At 69.4% G+C, this 16,708-nt stretch carries 12 protein-coding genes and 1 pseudogene; 7 read left to right on the top strand and 6 right to left on the bottom strand.

What is annotated here, in order from left to right:
- Window positions 1-31: 31 nt before the first annotated feature.
- Window positions 32-460, top strand: a pseudogene (locus GTY96_RS23345) (LysR substrate-binding domain-containing protein); the annotation flags it as partial.
- A gap of 162 nt (window positions 461-622) precedes the next feature.
- On the opposite strand, the gene GTY96_RS23340 reads toward GTY96_RS23345, so the two are convergent.
- A complete protein-coding gene (locus GTY96_RS23340) occupies window positions 623-1,531 on the bottom strand; it encodes a hypothetical protein (RefSeq protein WP_161665850.1) in 909 nt (302 codons plus the stop codon).
- 524 nt (window positions 1,532-2,055) lie between these two features.
- Here GTY96_RS23340 and GTY96_RS37785 point away from each other — a divergent pair.
- Together GTY96_RS37785 and GTY96_RS23330 are read left to right on the top strand one after the other, a co-directional pair.
- Window positions 2,056-2,382, top strand: a complete 327-nt coding sequence (locus tag GTY96_RS37785) for a DUF4328 domain-containing protein (RefSeq protein ID WP_161665849.1) — start codon at window positions 2,056-2,058, stop codon at window positions 2,380-2,382.
- A 316-nt stretch (window positions 2,383-2,698) separates the two neighbouring features.
- Window positions 2,699-4,225 carry a phospholipase D-like domain-containing protein gene (locus GTY96_RS23330; RefSeq protein WP_143906683.1) on the top strand — a complete coding sequence of 509 codons (1,527 nt, stop codon included), beginning with the start codon at window positions 2,699-2,701 and terminating at the stop codon, window positions 4,223-4,225.
- A 56-nt stretch (window positions 4,226-4,281) separates the two neighbouring features.
- On the opposite strand, the gene GTY96_RS23325 is transcribed toward GTY96_RS23330, so the two are convergent.
- On the bottom strand, window positions 4,282-5,049 hold the full coding sequence (locus GTY96_RS23325; RefSeq protein ID WP_161665848.1) for a helix-turn-helix transcriptional regulator: 768 nt from the start codon (window positions 5,047-5,049) through the stop codon (window positions 4,282-4,284).
- 459 nt (window positions 5,050-5,508) lie between these two features.
- Between GTY96_RS23325 and GTY96_RS23320 the strand changes: the two genes are divergently transcribed.
- A complete protein-coding gene (locus GTY96_RS23320; protein ID WP_161665847.1) occupies window positions 5,509-7,002 on the top strand; it encodes a putative metal-binding motif-containing protein in 1,494 nt (497 codons plus the stop codon).
- Between the two features lie 9 nt (window positions 7,003-7,011).
- On the opposite strand, the gene GTY96_RS23315 is transcribed toward GTY96_RS23320, so the two are convergent.
- Window positions 7,012-7,311 carry a hypothetical protein gene (locus GTY96_RS23315; RefSeq protein WP_143906689.1) on the bottom strand — a complete coding sequence of 100 codons (300 nt, stop codon included), beginning with the start codon at window positions 7,309-7,311 and terminating at the stop codon, window positions 7,012-7,014.
- A 154-nt stretch (window positions 7,312-7,465) separates the two neighbouring features.
- Between GTY96_RS23315 and GTY96_RS23310 the strand changes: the two genes are divergently transcribed.
- Both GTY96_RS23310 and GTY96_RS23305 read left to right on the top strand, forming a co-directional pair.
- Complete coding sequence (locus tag GTY96_RS23310; protein ID WP_161665846.1) at window positions 7,466-8,515, top strand: hypothetical protein; 1,050 nt, start codon at window positions 7,466-7,468, stop codon at window positions 8,513-8,515.
- Window positions 8,516-8,592: 77 nt separating this feature from the next.
- Window positions 8,593-9,111 carry a GNAT family N-acetyltransferase gene (locus tag GTY96_RS23305; protein WP_161665845.1) on the top strand — a complete coding sequence of 173 codons (519 nt, stop codon included), beginning with the start codon at window positions 8,593-8,595 and terminating at the stop codon, window positions 9,109-9,111.
- Between the two features lie 12 nt (window positions 9,112-9,123).
- Here the strand turns inward: GTY96_RS23305 and GTY96_RS23300 are convergent, their stop codons facing one another.
- A complete protein-coding gene (locus GTY96_RS23300) occupies window positions 9,124-13,038 on the bottom strand; it encodes an nSTAND1 domain-containing NTPase (protein WP_161665844.1) in 3,915 nt (1,304 codons plus the stop codon).
- Between the two features lie 108 nt (window positions 13,039-13,146).
- Here GTY96_RS23300 and GTY96_RS23295 point away from each other — a divergent pair, with 108 nt between their 5' ends.
- Complete coding sequence (locus GTY96_RS23295; RefSeq protein WP_143906697.1) at window positions 13,147-14,085, top strand: sigma-70 family RNA polymerase sigma factor; 939 nt, start codon at window positions 13,147-13,149, stop codon at window positions 14,083-14,085.
- A gap of 2 nt (window positions 14,086-14,087) precedes the next feature.
- Here the strand turns inward: GTY96_RS23295 and GTY96_RS23290 are convergent, their stop codons facing one another.
- Together GTY96_RS23290 and GTY96_RS23285 are read right to left on the bottom strand one after the other, a co-directional pair.
- The gene (locus GTY96_RS23290; RefSeq protein ID WP_161665843.1) at window positions 14,088-15,185 is read right to left on the bottom strand and encodes an ADYC domain-containing protein; all 1,098 of its coding nucleotides are present in this window, start codon (window positions 15,183-15,185) and stop codon (window positions 14,088-14,090) included.
- Between the two features lie 120 nt (window positions 15,186-15,305).
- Window positions 15,306-16,472 carry a hypothetical protein gene (locus GTY96_RS23285; protein ID WP_143906701.1) on the bottom strand — a complete coding sequence of 389 codons (1,167 nt, stop codon included), beginning with the start codon at window positions 16,470-16,472 and terminating at the stop codon, window positions 15,306-15,308.
- Between the last annotated feature and the right edge of the window lie 236 nt (window positions 16,473-16,708).

Below are 16,708 nucleotides of genomic sequence, written 5' to 3'. Positions count from 1 at the left end.
ACGGCAAGCTTGGTCGACCGCCGAGAAGCTCTTCGACGAGGAGGTCTACCCGGTCTGCTCGCCTTCGCTCTTGAGGCAGGGCCCCCGTCCCCGTCGCCCGTCGGACCTGGGAGGCCTGCGGCCCATCCACGACCGCTCCGTGGACGCGCGCTCGGGCTTCCCCACGTGGGACGCCTGGCTCGAGAAGGCAGGCGCGGACGGCGTCGACACGAAGCGAGGCCTGCGCATCAACAACTCCGCCGCGGTGTTACAGGCGGCCATTGATGGGCAGGGAGTTGCATTGGCTCGCAGCATCATGGCTCGCGATGACCTCGCCGCTGGACGACTGGCGCGCCTGTTCCCGGAGGTCGAGTTTCCCTCGGCACTTGCCTGCTACGTCGTCTACCGGCCCGAGTGCGCCACGCTTCCGAAGCTGGTGGCGTTTCGCGGCTGGCTGCTTCGCGAGGCGTCCGGGCGCTAAGACTTGTCGGACCGATGCCGTTGGTGGAGGAGGGTTGACAGACCTACTGCCGCGCCGTGTGGCGCCACCGGGCCGGTGTCCTGACGGCACAACGACGCAGCGACCGAATTTTGGGTAGGAGCTCTTCTGTTCGCGCTCGGGAGGCGATGGCCCCCCCGCACGTCAGTCGATGACGATCTCGCGATCGGGCAAGACGAGCACGACGTTCTTGTTCCCCGTCGACAGCAGGACCTCGTCGCGCTTGGCATCGAGCCAGTAGAACGACGAGGGGTCGCTGTCGAGGCCGATCGCCTGGGGCGAGTCGTTGTCGAGCTCGAAGCGGAACAGTCCCCCTGTCGACGCGGCCACGATGCCACCGCAGAAGGCGGCCAGCGACCACAGGTTCTCCCGCAGACGCGTCTGAAGCGCGCGCCACTGTCCGCGTCGCCCACGGACCAGGGTGCCCGATTGACCGCACGCCCAGAACTCGCCGTCGGCCCGACAGATCACATGGGACAGGATCCGGTTGACAGGGCTGCTCTGGGGTTCCCACCGATCCCCGTCGAAATGCCAGATCGCGCCGTCCCAGCCGACCGCCACCAGGTCGCCCAGGGATGCTCCGCCCACCGATTCGAAGCCCGCTCCATGGCCTTCGGTCGCCGTTCCAAGCTGTCGTGGCGAGGTGTCCCGCCGGGTCCCATCGGGGGCGACGACCGCGCACCAGAATCCGGTACCGGCTGCGATGAGCCGGCCGTCCACGCACGCCGCGCCCTTGAAGCCGCCGGGCTCCTTCGGAGGGGTCGCGAAGACATGCTCCTCGGTCATGCCACCGTCGCTGCGCACCTTGAGCAGTTGCCCCTGCTCACCGACGACGGCGAACTCGGCATCCGGCCAATCGACGAGGACCACCGCGGCGGCGGTCCACGCCGTGGTCGTGAGCGAGCGAAAGCGACCGTTGTCCCAGAGGACGATGCTGGTGTGGGCGGCGTTGCCCCGCGCCAACTCGTCGTTGACCAGGAGGAGCAGCAGCCGGCCATCCTTGCCGAGGCAGCCGCGACGGAATGAGTGTTTCTGGGTGAATGTGCCAGGCATGGGGATGGGGTCCTCGGGGTTCAGGGAGCGCACCAGGGTCGAACGGTACGCTGGAGCGATGAAAAGCCGGAGCCGGCGATGGCCAGCCACCGCCCATCGGGCGAGAAGTCGACTCGCGAGCCACCCTCGTTGTACTCCATCTCGAACTCGTGGCTCACCTTGCCCTCGGAGACATCGAGAAGGCGAAGTGGAGTCTGCCGCTCTCCATGAGGCCGGCGGGCATTCGCTCCGTCTGGGGGGTGATTCCGCCCTGCGGGATTGCTCGATGCGTGTCCCGAGGGCTCTGTGTCGGGGGCCGCATTGGCACAGCAAGCTCCAATCATCATCCGGACCAACCCTTCACGGGAACATGCACCCGTTGCGGGAGCTTCTGCTGCGAGCAGTGCAAGGGGCGTGACGCCCGGGCGTGCGCCCCCTGCCACGCGAGGCTGCTGCAACGGCCGCTGTCCTCCGCTCGCCCCTGGGCGGTCGTAGCGACCTGTGCCTTCATCCTCCAGTCGGTCGCTGACTTCGGCCACGTCGCCGTGAGGCTCTGGGTCTTCAATCCTCTCCTCACGATGGGCTACACGCAGACCGATGCCATCGGCATCTATGGATTTCTCCTCTTCGTCATGAGCGCGGCCAAGACCGTGGCGGTGGTGCGCAGCGTGGTCGGCTTCCTGATGTGGCAGTACCGGGCGGTTCGTATCGCGAAACAGCTCGAGGTCAGCCGGACCTCGCCCCGTAGGGCCATCCTGTCCTGGTTCATTCCAGGCGTGAACCTCTTCAAACCCTCACGGGAATGTTTCTGCTCGCCACCGCGCTGTGCGTTGGCGTCGTGTGGCGCATCCAGCGGCGGCTCGTCCAGATGAAGGAGGAGGTTCTTCGCGCCCGATGAGGACTGAGGCATCCCCTCATCTGAATCAGACAAGTCCGAAGGCTTCGCGGAATACAGCAGGCGTGCGCGGTAACACCAGAAGACGCAGGACGCGGTGGCGCACCAGCACGGGGTGCCGTGCGTCTCGCCGCACGCTGCCTGGCTGTCCGCTTGATCCTCTCTCTGCGCAAGGTCGTGCGCAAGTAGCCGATCCGCTACCTGTCCGATGCTCCACCGGAGAGGGATCCTCGCGCTGCTCTGAATCGAGCGCCGCAACTCAGCACCCTGGCCAGAAATAAAGGAGTGGAGCCATGTCGCTTACCGTCGCCCACCTTCATGCGACCTTGACGTCTCGCCTGCCGCAATTCAGTGATCGTTTATTCGGCCAAGCCGGTGACACCTTTGTCGGCGGTTGGGAAGAATACCTTTTCGACACGCCACACGGTTGGTGGACCACGTCCAATCACGAGTTTCCCGACCGAGGACACTCGTCTCAGCCGGCCCGGGCCATGAAGGCCTGCATCGAGAAGGCGACGCACTCCGTCGACATCGTCACGATGGACGAACCGACAGGGGACTTCCGGAAGGACGTCGAGGACGGTTTGATCGCCCTCGCCGTGTCAGGGCGTCCCGTGACCATTCGGTTCCTCATCGGGCGCCAGGCCGGCGGCCCTAATCTGCACACGTGGATGATGCTCAAGCAACTGGCGGACCGAATCCGTCAGGCGAAGCCACGAGCTTCGCGGCTGAACGTATACCTGGCGCAATTCCGCTGGGAGTCGGCGTCCTGGAACCACGCCAAGCTCATCGCCATCGACGGCAGCGTGCTTATCACCGGCGGCCACAACATGTGGGACGGCCACTATCTCGCAAAGAATCCCGTCTTCGACATCTCCATGCGCTTTGACGGGAGCATCGCGAGGGGTGGCCACCGGTTTGCTGACGCCCTGTGGAACTTCGTCCGCGCCAACAATCGGCGCCCCCCGGGCGGCGCGACCTACTCCAACTACCTCAACCCGGACTTGAAGATCGATGAAAGCGCGCCGCCACCTCGCAGCGAGTCATTTGATGCCGTCGCGGCGGATGCCTCGCCCGCGGCCGATGCCTCCAACCGTTTCCCGGCACTCTGGGTGGCGAGCCCCGGATGGGGGGTTTACACCGCTCCCCGGGTCCTCGAAGGCGCCATGATGATCGCCCTCGTCGAGGGCCTGAAGCAGGCGAAGCAAAGCTGCAAGATGTCGCTGCAGGACCTCGGCTCGCCTCACATGAGCGCCGTCGATTTCAAGACCTGGAGGCCGAGGGATTATCCTTTCGATCTGATTGGATGTGGCGGCTCCTGGTTCATCCTGCCCCTCATCGACAATTTCGCGGAATTCCTGCATAAAAATGCCAGCGCTACTTTGGAGATCATCTTGTCGGCGCCGACTGATGGCGCCCACAGCTATGGTCACGGCGTCAAGCTGCAGACGATCTTGAACCTGCTGTCGCAGCGGATGAACGCCCAGTTCCAAACGTCCAAGAACCACGCCCTGAAGATTCTGAACGAGCGCGTCTTCCTCAAGACCATCGCCTTCAGCGGCGGCCGGGAAGCGTGGCGCGACGGGGCAAAAAAAGACAATCACGCCAAGTTCTGGATCCTGGACGACAAGATATGTCACGTCGGTTCGGACAATTGCTATCCCTACGTGCAGCGTATCGGACAGGCCGCACTTCAAGAATTCGGTGTGATCGGCGAGTTCCCCCCTTCAGTCAGAGACATGGTGATGGAGGGTTACTACAACCACGCGAGCCGACACGGCGTCCGTACGGACGCGAAGCTCGCTGATTTGACCTGGTAGAAGAGCTGACCGGGCGGAAACCTGCCCCGCTCAGGTGGAATCGGGTGGCGCTGAACCTACCTGATCCAGAGTGCCATCAGCTCGGCGCGGCTCGACACCGCGAAGGCGCGATAGACGTGCTCGATGTACTTGTGCGTCGTGCGCAGGCTCAAGCCGGTGGACGCGGCGATCTGCTTCTCGCCGCGCCCGGTGAGGAGCTGTTCGAGGATGGCGCGGTGGCGCGGCGGCAAGCGGCTTCGGACACCGCCCAGGAGCAGGCACCCCTGTGCATCGTGCTCCGGCTCCAGCCAGCTCCGGTAGCACCACGACGCGCTCCGGAAGAGCAACTCGAGCAGCTCGCGCTCGCGCTGGCCGAAGCGCCTCTCGCCCCAATGTCGCACCGCCACGAGGTAGGCCGCGGCTCCGGCGCCGAGCGGTACGGCGCTCACGAGGGTGTCGTCGTAGCCCAGCCCACGCCCCCATTCCGCGACGTGCGGGTGAGAGTACCACTCCTGGTCGGAGACCAGCTCCTCGCGGCACGCGCTCCGCAATCGACCGGCGCCCCGGGCGAAGGGGCCCCACATCGGGTGCTGGCGATACCCGGATTCGACGAGGTAGGCCTTTTGCCAGCGGAGGAGCGTGATCTCGTCGACTCCGTGGACGTACGAGTGGGTGATGATGGCGGCGTTATTACTCGACGGAGGCGGCGGCTCGCCCACGATACTCCACCACAGCGCTCCCGCACCGATGAGCGCGCCCGTGGACTCCGTCAGGTGACGGAGGGAAGCGTCGGGTCGGTGGTCGGCGCTGGAGATCTCGCCGAGCGCGCCAACGAACTGCGACACCGCACGGTAGTCTCCAATGGAGGGTCGCGACTTGCGCATATTCAGCCGTACGATAACAAGCGCCAGGGCTCCGGAGAAACGGTCGCAGGAGCACGCCTCGCCCGAACCCGGCCGGAGTGGCCAGGACCCGCCGCAAGCCCTGGCAGCCACCGGGCAGGTCGGAGTGCGAAGAGCCCCCTGTGTCCGGGAAGATGTCGCCTCACAGAGGGGCTCGGTCCGCTGAATCCAGCCCAGGGTTTTGCTCCAACGCCCAAACCCGGGTGCGCGTGCGCCTGAATGACCAATCGCAATTCTCGAAGGGTCTCACGCGAGCTCCTGCCCCTTCCTTCCACCGCCCGTGCTTGCCTTTCCTCTGAACCGCTCGAGAATCATGATGAGTCGTTTGGTATTGCAGGCGATGGCGAACAGCGGGTGCCGCGTGGCGGAGAGGGGAACATGCGATCGCGGATGAGATCCTGGGTGTTGGCCCTGCTGTTGGTGGGGTGTGGTTCCTCGACGAAGCCGGTGGAGCCCGTAGCGGATGCAGGGGCGGATGCGGGCGTGACGCAGGATGGAGGGCCACCGGATAGCGGCGTGGTGGAGGACGCGGGGACAGCGGACAGCGGCGTGGCGGAGGCCGCACCGTGTGAGCGGACCCTGGGCGTATGCGCCGGGGCACGGCGGGCGATGGTGGCTGGCGAGTATGCGCCGGTGTGCACGGCGCGCTCGTATGGCGCGGACTACGAGGCGACGGAGACGCGCTGCGACGGATTGGACAACGACTGTGACGGGGTGACGGACCCGGCGACTTGGACGGAGGTCACGCCGATGGCGTGGAGTTCCGACGAGAACATGGTGGACAGCCTTCCCGTGGAGGGGGGCTTCCTGGTGGTCGTGTCCGACCGTCCGGGACAGCTCCAGGTGCTGCGGCTCGACACAGCCCTGGCAGTGGCACGGACGACGATTATCCAGTTCGAGACGGGCAGCAGCACGACTGCCAGTGTGGCCCGGTTGGTGCGTACGTCGCGCGGGCCGGCTCTGTTCTACGTCGTGATGGACTCGACCCTATGGTCCTCTCAGGGGCGCCTGCTTCCACTCAATGAGCAGGGGGAGCCCACCACTCAGCCTCCGGGGGTGACTGTCTTCGATCAACCCGCGTCCTACATCAATGCCCAGGTGGCCGCGTCGGTGGATCGGGACCGGGGAATGGTGATCTGGAGCTCGAATGCCAACTTTGGCCTCAATTCTATAGATCTCCTGACCCGCCTCGTGGACGCGGACGGTCAGGCCCTGACCGAACCGCAGGTCCTCTTTCGGAAGGATGAGGCGTACGGCACCTTGTTGTCGTTCTCGCCGCGCGCCCTGGGTCTGAAAGATGGAGGCTTTCTTGCGATGGCGGTGGAGTTCGGGCTTGGGGGCTCCGAATCGCGCATCCGGCTGCGGCGCTACGACCGGAACCTGTTGCCCGTGGGGGAGGAGCGCATGCTGACGGTGGGGCATTACATTGCCGCCCAACTGGTGATGGCGCCCGCGGCGGGCGGGGCGGACTCGGGTGAACCGATGGTGCTCCTGCGAGAGATTCCGGGCCCCAACTTCCGGATCCAGCAGATCCAAGACCTCTTCGATGGGGGTGTCCCCGAGACCGTGACCACCACGACTCCTGGTGACTCGCCAGCGGTTTGGGCCACGATGACATCGCGGGGACTCCAGGTGGCCTGGATCTCCATGCGCTTTCTGCCCGTGGCGGGTCTGGACTCGTACTTCAACTGTGAGGGCCGGCTCTGGGGGCTGAGTCCGTCGGGTGTCGTGACGGACTGGACTCCAGGCGGCGTCTCGATGCCGATGCACCGACAATCGGACTGGGTGATGATGCAGGAACTGCCGGGTCAGTGGATGGGCGCGCTGCTCATGACCGCGACCGGCAATCCTCCGGAGCCCTACACTCTCCGGGCGCTGCGTTACTGCGCGCCCTGAGACCGCCGACTATTCGCGTCGGGGCCCGGGCTCCTCGTCGCCCTCGTCGAAGGATGGGGGCTCGGGTTCCAGCCGGGCCTGCCGCTCCGTGGCCTCCTGGGAGGCCTCGGCGTCTCCCGCATGCACGCGGGCCGCGGCCTTGTCGTCCTGGTCGGCCGTCCAGGTGGTGTGGCCCCCCGCGTAGCCCTCCAGGGGGCGTGACCCACGGTGGGATTCCACGGCCAGGTCCTTCTGCTCCTCCTCCCTCAGCCGGTCGCGCTCCTGCTGCCGCTCGTGCTGGTGCTGCTTGTCGACAAGCCTGTCCGCCATGACGGGTTCACCTCCTGACCAAAGGTGGGGCTGGGTCCCGCTGGGTGGCAGAGGGGGGCGGGCGGACGTGCATGGACGCTCGCCCGGCGTGCGGTCGAAAGCACTACGCTCTGGATGCCTTGTGCAGTCCAGGCGGCAGCGAGGAGGGTGGCGCGTGCATCCAGGTGTCTCCATCGGGGTCGATGACTTCCGGAGCTGGGGGCTGGAGACTCCTGGCCCTGGGCTGTTGTTGGAAGTGCCCGCGACGGGGCCCTGGCGAGCGCGGCCTGCCCTGCACCTGGAAGCGGCTTCGGACTACCGGCTCCGCTTGATGAGCGGGGGACAGCCGCTGCTCTGGGCCCGCATCGACACGTGGTGGGACCGAGCCGTCTTCCTTCGTGGGAAGACGCACGCGCCTTGGAGCCTTCCTCCGCTGACCGCGCCCGACGTCCGCGCCGTGACGCAGGCCCCGGGTTCCGAGGGTTGGTGGGAAGCCTGGGGATGGCGGCTGGCGCGCACGCTCGTGGAGGCGCCTTCGCCGGTGCTCCACGCGGGACGCTGGTGTCTGAGCCCCGTGCGCGCCATCTCCGCCGACAAGGCGGAGCGCCACCCCGTCTCGCCCATGGAGTGGAGGTTCGGTCAGCCGCTACAGCCGCCGCACTCCCTGGACGCCGTGCCGCGCTTCAGCGGGGCCTGGAACGAGGACTGGTGGGAGACGCTGCCGGCGCAGCGACCGGGGGCCGTGCTCGCGCTCCGTGCGCCGTCGGCCAGCGATGACGGCCGGGTGAAGAGCTGGCGCAAGCGCGCGAAGGACGGGACGTTGCCGCCCACGCTCCTGCTCTACGTGGACATCCTGGCGAAGTGGCTGGTGCTGGACGGACACGACCGGGTGCACGCGGCGCTGCTGGAGGGCGTGGAGCCCCCTCTGCTGGGGTTGTGGCCGTTCATCCCCGCAGCGCGCCCGGAGAGCTCCGTCCGGGAGGAGGGCGCCCTGTTCAGCGCGGACTTCCAACTGCGCGCCGGAGCGACGCCGGCGGTCGTCGAGCGCGTCAACCGCATGCTGCTGCTCAACTTCACGCGGTCCGCCCAGGGAGCTGTCTCACGCGCCTGGCCGCTCCGGGGTGGAGTGGATGCATGGCGCGCGGAGGTGCTGGCGTGGCGCCGCTGGAGCCAGGAGCTGCCCCTCGCCGCGGAGGACTGGGACTGGTTCGCATCTCCTCGGTGAGATGAATCGGGGGCTTCACCTGCCGTACGTGGCGTGTGTGCTCGCCTGGGACGACGGCTTCGCGCAAGCTGCCGGCCATGATTCAGGACTTCGAGCGCGCGACGACCGAACGGCTGCTGCTCCGCGCGGTGAGCGCAAATGACCTGGAGGCGGTGTTCGCGCTCCACTCGGACCCGGCGACGAACCGGTTCAGCCGCGCCGGATACATGCGCACGCTGGACGACGCGCGGAAGACCTTGGGGCTGTGGCTGGAGGACTGGGCGCGCGAGGGCGTCGGCTACTGGCTGGTGGAGCGGCTGGATGCGCCCGGCGTCGTCGTCGGACTCGGCGGTGTGCGCCACAAGGAGCTCGAGGGGCAGCGGGTGCTGAACCTCGCCTACCGCTTCGCTCCCCAGACCTGGGGCGCCGGCTATGCAACCGAGGTCTCCCGCTTCGCCCTGGCGCTGGCCGCGAAGCACCTCCCGGACGTCCCCCTGGTGGCCATCATCCACCCGGACAACACGGCGTCCCTGCGCGTGGTGGAGCGGCTTGGGATGCGGCTCGACCGCACCATCGACTACGACGGCTGCCCGAGCCGCTTGTTCGTGACGGGCTGAGCCCCCGTCCCCTCAATGCGGTTCGAATGAAGCACAGACGCGCACGCCAATCCTGACATCCCTCGCGGTCGCGTCACCGGGGGAGAGGTCGGCGCTGGCCGCGACGAAGGAGTCGTAATACCAGGAGCCTCCCCTCAGGACGACGCTGCCGAACTCCGGCGTCACCGAGCGCGTGAGCTCATAGGCATTGCCTGCCATGTCCTCCAGCCCGAAGGGGCTCACCGACGCGGGGTGCTCTCCCACCGCGTCGGGGCCGAAGGCCCGGGGTCGCCGGTCATACGTCGCGTCGATGTTGGCGTCGTCGGACTGGAGTGAGTCACCATGCGGGTAGCGCCGCCCATCCGCGCCCCGGGCCGCGTACTCCCATTCATGCTGGCCGCAGAGCCGCGCCCCCGGCAGCCGCTTCGTCCGGTGGAGCCAGTAGAGATAGCCCTCCAGGTCCTGGGCGGAGACGCCGGACAGGGGCAGCCGCTTCCAGTCGACGCTGCCTCGCCGTGTCCGCTCCGCGTAGACCAGCGGCTCCTCTTCCTTCGCCGCGCGGAACTCCTCCCGGGTCCGGTAGAAGGTGAAGACCCAGCCCGTGCCCGGGTGCCACCGCAAGGTGATGGCCCCACCGTCGCCAAAGTGCGGCTGCTCGAGGATCCGCCGCGCGGGCGCGCTGGGCGGCAGGTCCTCCAGGTAGGTCAGCCAGTCACCGAAGGTCACCTCGGTCCGGCCAATCAGATACCCCTCCGCGAGGCAATAGCGGTGCATGGGCGGGCTGAAGGAGAACCTGCGCACCGCCTCCGGTTCGGCGCTGCCCAACAGGAAGCACCCCGGTGGGATGTAGACCGCGCCCTCGGGCACCTGCGTGGGCAGCGTGAGGCGCAGGGCTTCGCGGGCTCCATGCATCAGGGACACAGGCAGCGTCACCGGCACGCGCCCCGGCTGCGTGACATGGAGCAGGTAGGAGCCCTCCGGGAGGACCAGCCGAGGGCCTCGCGCCGTGACGGGCTCGCGGTGCAGCGGCCCTTCGCCTGGGATGTACCGCTCGACGGCCACCTGCGCGCCCGGAGGCGTGCTCGTGAACTCCACCTCCGCCGGTGCCCGCAGCCGCTCCAGCAACTCCCCGCCTTGCTTGGAGGCGTCCACCTCCTGCTCCAACCGGCGCAACCACTCGTCGCGTTCGCGGCGCTGGTGGAAGGCCTCCGCGAGCTGGACCCGCTCGGCCAGGACCTCCGCGATGAGCTGCCGCGTGGCGAGGTGGTGGCGGTCGCGATCGAGCCCCCGCTCCAGGCTCCGGCTGGCACGCGTGAGGGCCGCCTCCGCCTGATCCCTCAGGGCCAGCGTCTCGGTCCAGCGCTTCTCCGCGGCGCTTCTGAGGCCCGCGGGCCCCGTGGCGGTCTCGGGGCCCAGGGAGGAGGGCGCCTTGCCGTCGAACATCGCCAGGGACTCCTCGCGGCTCGCGAGGGCCCGGCTCGCGAGGCCGCGTCCCGAAGCAAGCGCCTCTCGCGCCGTGTCGAGCTCCGCGGCGATGAAGCCCGCGTCCTCCAGGTACGCCTGGAGCCGGAGGCCCCCATGGGTCGCGAGGACGGCGAGCGCGAGGAAGAACACGGTGAGGCCCCGCCGCCAGCGGGCTCTCCTCACGGCGCGGTGGGACGCGCGCAGGAACGCCTGGTCCCGGCCCCCCAGCGTGGAGGCGTCGAGCAGCCGCACCTCATCCAGCTGCCGCTGCCCCCACAGGGCCTCGTGGGTGCGGTGCAGGCGCTCCCACTCGGTGCTGGCCGCTTCCACGCGCTTGCGCAGCACGCGGTGCCCGATGTCGTCATCCAGCCAGTCGCGCAGCGTGCCCCAGCTCTCGATCAGCGACTCGTGGGCGATCTCCCACCGCGGCAGCCCGTTCGCGGTGCGCGTGTGCAAGAGCCGGCCCTCGACAAGCATGCGCAGGGCCGCGCGTGAGGACTCGTCACCCGCGTCGGTCAGGTCCTCGATTCCGCGCTCGATGCGCGTGCCTTCCGCCGTCACCAGCTGGAGCAACAAGCGCCGGGCCGCCGCGTGCTCCGCGGGCCTCATGCGCGCGAGCACCCCATCGGCGTGCCGGGACAGCGCTCCCGCCACCCCTCCCATGGCATCGAGCGCGGCGCGCGTGATGCGGCCCCGGGCCGGGTCCCTGCGCTCCCACAGCTCGGCGAGCGCGAACTGGAGCAGCGGGAGGCTGCCCACGCCTTGCGCGGTGGACGCGACGAGCGCCTGGACCAGCTCCGGGGACTCGAAGGCCACGCCCCGGGCGCGGGCCGGCCCGACGATGGCTTCGCGCACCCCTTCGGACGACAGCGGCCTGAGCACGTAGAGCGCCCGTTCGGCCTCGTCGCCCAGGCCTGGAAGCGCGCACAGGCGCGTGAGGAAGTCCCCCCGCACCGCCAGCAGCACGTGCACCCCGGCCGACGGCAGCGCCAGCTCCGCCATCAGCCGCGCGAAGTGCGCCGCCTGTCCGGGGTCGGAGAGCGTCAGCAACTCCTCGAGCTGATCCACGAAGAGCAGCAGGCCCCGCCCCCGGGCATGCGTCTCCCGCAGCGCGCGCCCGAGCGAGGCCGGAGTCTGCGTGAGGACGGTGGCGACCTCGGCCTCCCCTCGGCCCAGCACCGGCGCGAGCGCGGCGGCCAGCGCCTCGAGCGGACGGTGTCCGGGCCACAGCGTGACGATGCGCGACCCCTGTCCGTCGTCCAACGCTCCCGCCGCCACCCGGGGCAGCACGCCCGCGCGGCACAGCGAGGACTTGCCCGTCCCCGACTCCCCGGCGACGAGGACGAGCGTGCGCGTGCGAAGGCGCTCCAGCACGGCGCGGATGTCGCCCTCGCGTCCGAAGAAGAGCGCCCGGTGCTCCGCCGCGAAGGGCGCGAGGCCCCGGTAGGGATTGCCGGCCGCCATGGGCACGGGCGCGAGGGCCCGCTCCAGCTGCTCCAGCGCCTCGCCCAGCGCCTCCACCGACCCGAAGCGCTCGAGCGGATCCACCGCGAGGCAGCGCAGGATGAGCGCGGCGAAGTCCGGATCCACGTCCGGGCCCGGCGCGGCGCGGGGCGGCGTCTCCCCGGGAAGGCGAGAGGCGCGCAGCGGCACCTGCCCCGTGCACAGCTCGTGGAGGACGAGGCCCAGGGCGTACAGGTCGCTGCGCGCGGTCGCTGGACCTCCCGCCAGGACCTCCGGCGCCAGATAGGGCAGGGTGCCCACGAGCTGCGGTGAGCCCGACGCCTGCTCCCCGCTCACGTCGAAGCGCTCGGCCAGACCGAAGTCGAGCAGCTTCACCTCCCCCTCGGGGGTGACGAGCGCGTTGGAGGGTTTGAGGTCCCGGTGGAGGACGCCCTGGCGGTGCGCCGCCGCGAGCCCCCGCGCCAGTCCCACGCCCAGCGACAGGACCCGGCGCCAGGGCACGGGCAGCGGCAGCTCCGCGAGCGTCTCCCCGACGACGTACTCGGAGACGATGTACGGATGGCCGTCCACCTCTCCGACGCTGAACACGCTGACGATGTTGGCGTGCTGCGTCCGCGCGAGCGCCCGGGCCTCGGTCGTGAAGAGCTCGCGGAACCGGGCATCAGGCTGGCCCGGGGCCATGAACTTCACCGCCACGCGCCGGTCCAGCGAGGTGTCGTGCGCGAGGTAGACGATGCCCATCCCGCCCCGGCCAATCAGCCGCTCGAGCCGGAACGCGTCGAAGGACTCCGGCGGCGTCCAGCTCCCCGCCGCCTCGGGGGCGCTGTCAGCGGGCCCGGGCCCCGAGTCCTCCACCTCCGAGCGCTGGATGCCGGGCGTCAGCGTGGCGATGAGGGTGCGGCACGCGGTGCACCCGGCGGCATGTCGGTGCACCCGCGCCAGCGCGTCATCCGGCAGCAGGTTTTCAAGAAGCTCGACCAGGACCTCGTCGGTCAGGCAACTGGAAGGGGGCGCGCTCACGGAGTCGGGGCCTTCACGCTAGCCATGCGGCGGCCATGCTTCAATGGCACGGTCCACGGGCCGGGCGCGCGTTGGGGGCCAGCCCGGGTGCGTGGTATGGCCCTTCGCATGGCTCAGGTGCCCGCCGGACTGGCCGCGAACCTCCTCGCGCACACGAAGACGCGCTTCGTGCCTCCCTCGCCGGAGGACCTCGCGGCGCTCGATGCCCTGCTCCTGCGCGCCTGGGAGGACGCGCGCGCGCGCTGGCCGGGCGTCGAACTCCCCGCCACCCGATTCGTGAGCCACCTGGCCGAGCACCTGCCCGCGGCGAGCCCCACGAGCCCCGTCGCGCCGCTCGTCGAGGGCCTGTCGCTCCAGGAGCTGTACCTGGCGTGCGCGTGCCTCCTGGGCCTTGCCTCCGCGCACGAGGCGTTCGAGCGGCACTACCTGTCCCGGCTGCCGGAGCGGCTGCGCAGCCTCAAGCAATCCGACGCGGTGATTGACGAGGTCCGCCAGCGCGTGCGCGTGAAGCTCCTCGTCGCCGCCGCGGGCACCACGCCCAGCATCGGCGACTACACGGGGCGCGGCGGGCTGATGAGCTGGGTGGTCGTCATCGCGGGGCGCATCGCGAACAAGCTGCGCGCCCAGGAGAAGCCCGCGCCGGATGACGACGCGGAGGAGCTCTTCAAGGTCTTGCCGGGGCAGGGCCTGGACCCGGAGCTGGACGTGATGAAGCGCCGCCACCACGCGGCCTTCCTCCAGGCCGTGCGCGAGGCCGCCGCCACGCTCTCGGACGAGGACCGCCATCTGCTCCGCCTCCACTTCGCGGACAGGCTCTCGACGTATGAGATGGCCCCGCTCTTCCGCGTCAACCAGTCCACCATCTCCCGCTGGTTGAAGCGGGCGCAGCAGCAGGTCCACGACGAGACGCGCCGGCGCCTGCAGGAGCAGCTGGGCCTCACCACCGAAGGCTTCCAGAGCTTCCTCGCCTTCGTGGACAGCCAGCTGGACCTGACCCTCAGCCAGCTCTTGGGGGAGAAGCGCGAGCCGCCTCCGCCGGAGGGCTGACGCTACGGCTCCCGGGCTGGCGGCGCGGCGGGCTTCGGCGGCCCGTAGGACAGGTTGCGCAGCAGCTCGGCCCCGGACTTCACGCCCACGCGGCGCACGGTGCAGCGCTCCACCGCTTCCGGAGCGTCGCCGGGGTCGGCCCGGAAGCGGTCGGGGCACTCCTGGAGCAGCGTCTCCAAAGCGCGGCCGTCGCGCGTGCGGGCCAGACAGGTCGCCCCGTCCGGGGCCCACGCCGCCTCGAAGGAGGCCTTCGACGGGTCCCATTCCCGGGTCGCCTCCGTCGCCTGCTCGAGCACGCCGAGCCGGTCATAGATGTCGATGGTGGTGTCCTGGTGCGTGTGGCTGCGGCCGTTGCCGCAATAGTCCGCGCGCGCCAGCCGGGTGCACGCCTGGTGGAGCCCGGCCAGCGACTGCCCGTTGCGCGAGGCCCAGGGCGCGTAACCCCAGACGATGCACTTGGTGATGGCGCCGTTCTCACAGGCGAAGGTGATCTGGTCCGCCGCGTCGACGTGCGCGCCGCTGGAATCCCAGACGCCGCCGACCGCGAGGGCCCGGGGCGCGGGCACCCGGTCCAGCGCGACGCAGGGGTTCTCCCACTCCCGCGCCACCGCGTTCCACGCCTCGATGCGGTAGAAGACCCGCCCCGGCTCTTCGGGAGCGGGCTCGGCGCCGCAGATGGCCACCTCCACGGGCTTGCCGTCGCTGGCGGTGCCCTGGAGCACGGTGCCGACGACGTCGCTCGCCGTCGCCCCGGCCTCGGGTGGAGGAACCGCCCACAGGCGCCCTCCATCGAAGCGCAGGGCCTTCACTCCGGCCTCCGCCTGTCGTGGGGACGCCAGCGCCACGGAGACGAGCACGCTGGTGCGCTCGTCGGTCGGCTTGTCGGGGTCCCAGGAGCGCTTGGTGCCCCACAGCATGGTGCCCTGGGGCCTCGCGATGCGGTGGGCTGTCTGGGATTGGCACCGCCGCGCGTAGCGCTCCACGTCTGACTCCACGCTCGCGGCCCGGATGGGCGCGGGCTTCGAGGAAACAGGCGGCGCGGCCCCCACCGTCGCGGGCAGCAGCAGCAGGAACCAGACAGGCAGGACGCTGGGGGACATGTTCACGCTTCCGGAGAGCCCACGGGCCGGAAAACGATGCATGAAATCCCAGCCCGCGCCCAACGGACAGCGACGCCGCGTGCCCTGGGGGCTGGACCTCCCCCAGGGTACGCGCCCGGCTCACAAACCGTCGGGGTAGCACCAACCGGTGGTGCGGTCGTAGCCGCCGCCGGAGAGCGGGTACCCGATGTAGCCCAGCTCCTCGCCCGCGCCGCACTCGGAGCGGGCGCGCGCATAGCGCAGGCAGGTGCCGTGGCCCGTACGGCCCAGGTCGACGCAGGCGCCACGCGCGCCCTCGACGCCGCAGAACTCGGCGAAGCCCAGGGTGCACGTCTCACCGATGAGGGCGGGGTCGAAGGCGAAGCCGATGGGCTCCAGCACGGACTGCTCGATGCACAGGCCGTAGACGCCGCAGACGGTGCCGCTGGGGCAGCCGGGGACCGCCGCCATCGGGTCGCACGTCTTCAGGCACTGCCGGTCGTCCGTGAACAGGTCCGAGCACGCGTAGCCCTGCGCGCAGTCCGTCGTCGCCAGCCCCGGGGTCGTCGTCGGCGGCGTGGAGGTGCACGCCGCGCCCTGGACCTTGGTGCCCTGCGACTTCTCCAGCGTGCCGTCATCCGCCAGGTAGTTCGCGGCCACGCAGGTGTGACCCGGCAGGTTCGCCGTCAGCGAGCCCTGGCGGGGATCGCAGCCGTCCGTCCGCACCGTGTTCCAGGTGGCGAAGCGGATCCACTTGCACTCCCCACCGGGCACCACGGCGCTGCCCCAGTAGGGCGCGTAGTACGGCGGCGCGTACGCGGCCTCGCGCAGCGTCACGTTGTAGATCGCGCCCACCGTCTCCTGCGGCGACACCTTGAGCGCCAGGAGCAGCGAGCCGGAGTCCGCGACGAACAGCTTCTCGCTCGAGGCCCCCTCGTCCTGATAGCCGAAGACGCATTGCTCGCAGTTGAAGAGGTTGCCGCCGCCCGTGGCCAGATTGTGCAGGCCCGGCGCCGTGTTCACGTCCAGCCGGATGTTCGCCGTGTCCACCACCGCCGGGTCCCCGAACGAGCCAAAGGCACCCTGATAGGTCGGCTGGGCCCCGTACATCACGGGCGTCAGCTGGATGCCATTGGACAGGGCGCCCATCGTGATCTCGGTACACCCGGTGGGTGGGGAGAGTTTCTGCGTCTGCTGCTCCAGGACCTGCAGCTCCTCCTGCCCGGGCGCCGCCTCTTGCGGCTCCACGGCACAGCCCGTCAACGCCATCAGCACCACGGCGCTCCAGCGCCACGCATGGATCGACATGTCATCCTCTCAAGTTGTAGGACAGGGCTGTTTGGGTAACAGCCAATCCGGAATTCCGGATGGGCATTGATTACGCGAAAGTTTCCATGAAACTCAATCCAAATCGACGCTGTGTCGCGGATGGGATTGGGTGTCATTTCTGGGACGGTTTGCCATGGAAAAGTCTCGGGATGTGAGTCTTGGGTCGGCAGGGCCCGGTCTGCCGACCCGCCGCATCCTTGGCGGACTGTCAGGCC

This window comes from Corallococcus silvisoli (assembly GCF_009909145.1).
GTDB lineage: Bacteria > Myxococcota > Myxococcia > Myxococcales > Myxococcaceae > Corallococcus > Corallococcus silvisoli.
The sequence above is the reverse complement of the archived record's forward strand: the minus strand, read 5'-3'. Positions and strand labels throughout refer to the sequence as shown.

Coding starts and splice junctions, on each gene's coding strand:
- GTY96_RS23295 (WP_143906697.1), top strand. CDS start 13,147: ATGGCTCAGGTGCCCGCCGGACTGGCCGCGAACCTCCTCGCGCACACG.
- GTY96_RS23290 (WP_161665843.1), bottom strand. CDS start 15,185: ATGTCCCCCAGCGTCCTGCCTGTCTGGTTCCTGCTGCTGCTGCCCGCG.
- GTY96_RS23305 (WP_161665845.1), top strand. CDS start 8,593: ATGATTCAGGACTTCGAGCGCGCGACGACCGAACGGCTGCTGCTCCGC.
- GTY96_RS23285 (WP_143906701.1), bottom strand. CDS start 16,472: ATGTCGATCCATGCGTGGCGCTGGAGCGCCGTGGTGCTGATGGCGTTG.
- GTY96_RS23330 (WP_143906683.1), top strand. CDS start 2,699: ATGTCGCTTACCGTCGCCCACCTTCATGCGACCTTGACGTCTCGCCTG.
- GTY96_RS23315 (WP_143906689.1), bottom strand. CDS start 7,311: ATGGCGGACAGGCTTGTCGACAAGCAGCACCAGCACGAGCGGCAGCAG.
- GTY96_RS23340 (WP_161665850.1), bottom strand. CDS start 1,531: ATGCCTGGCACATTCACCCAGAAACACTCATTCCGTCGCGGCTGCCTC.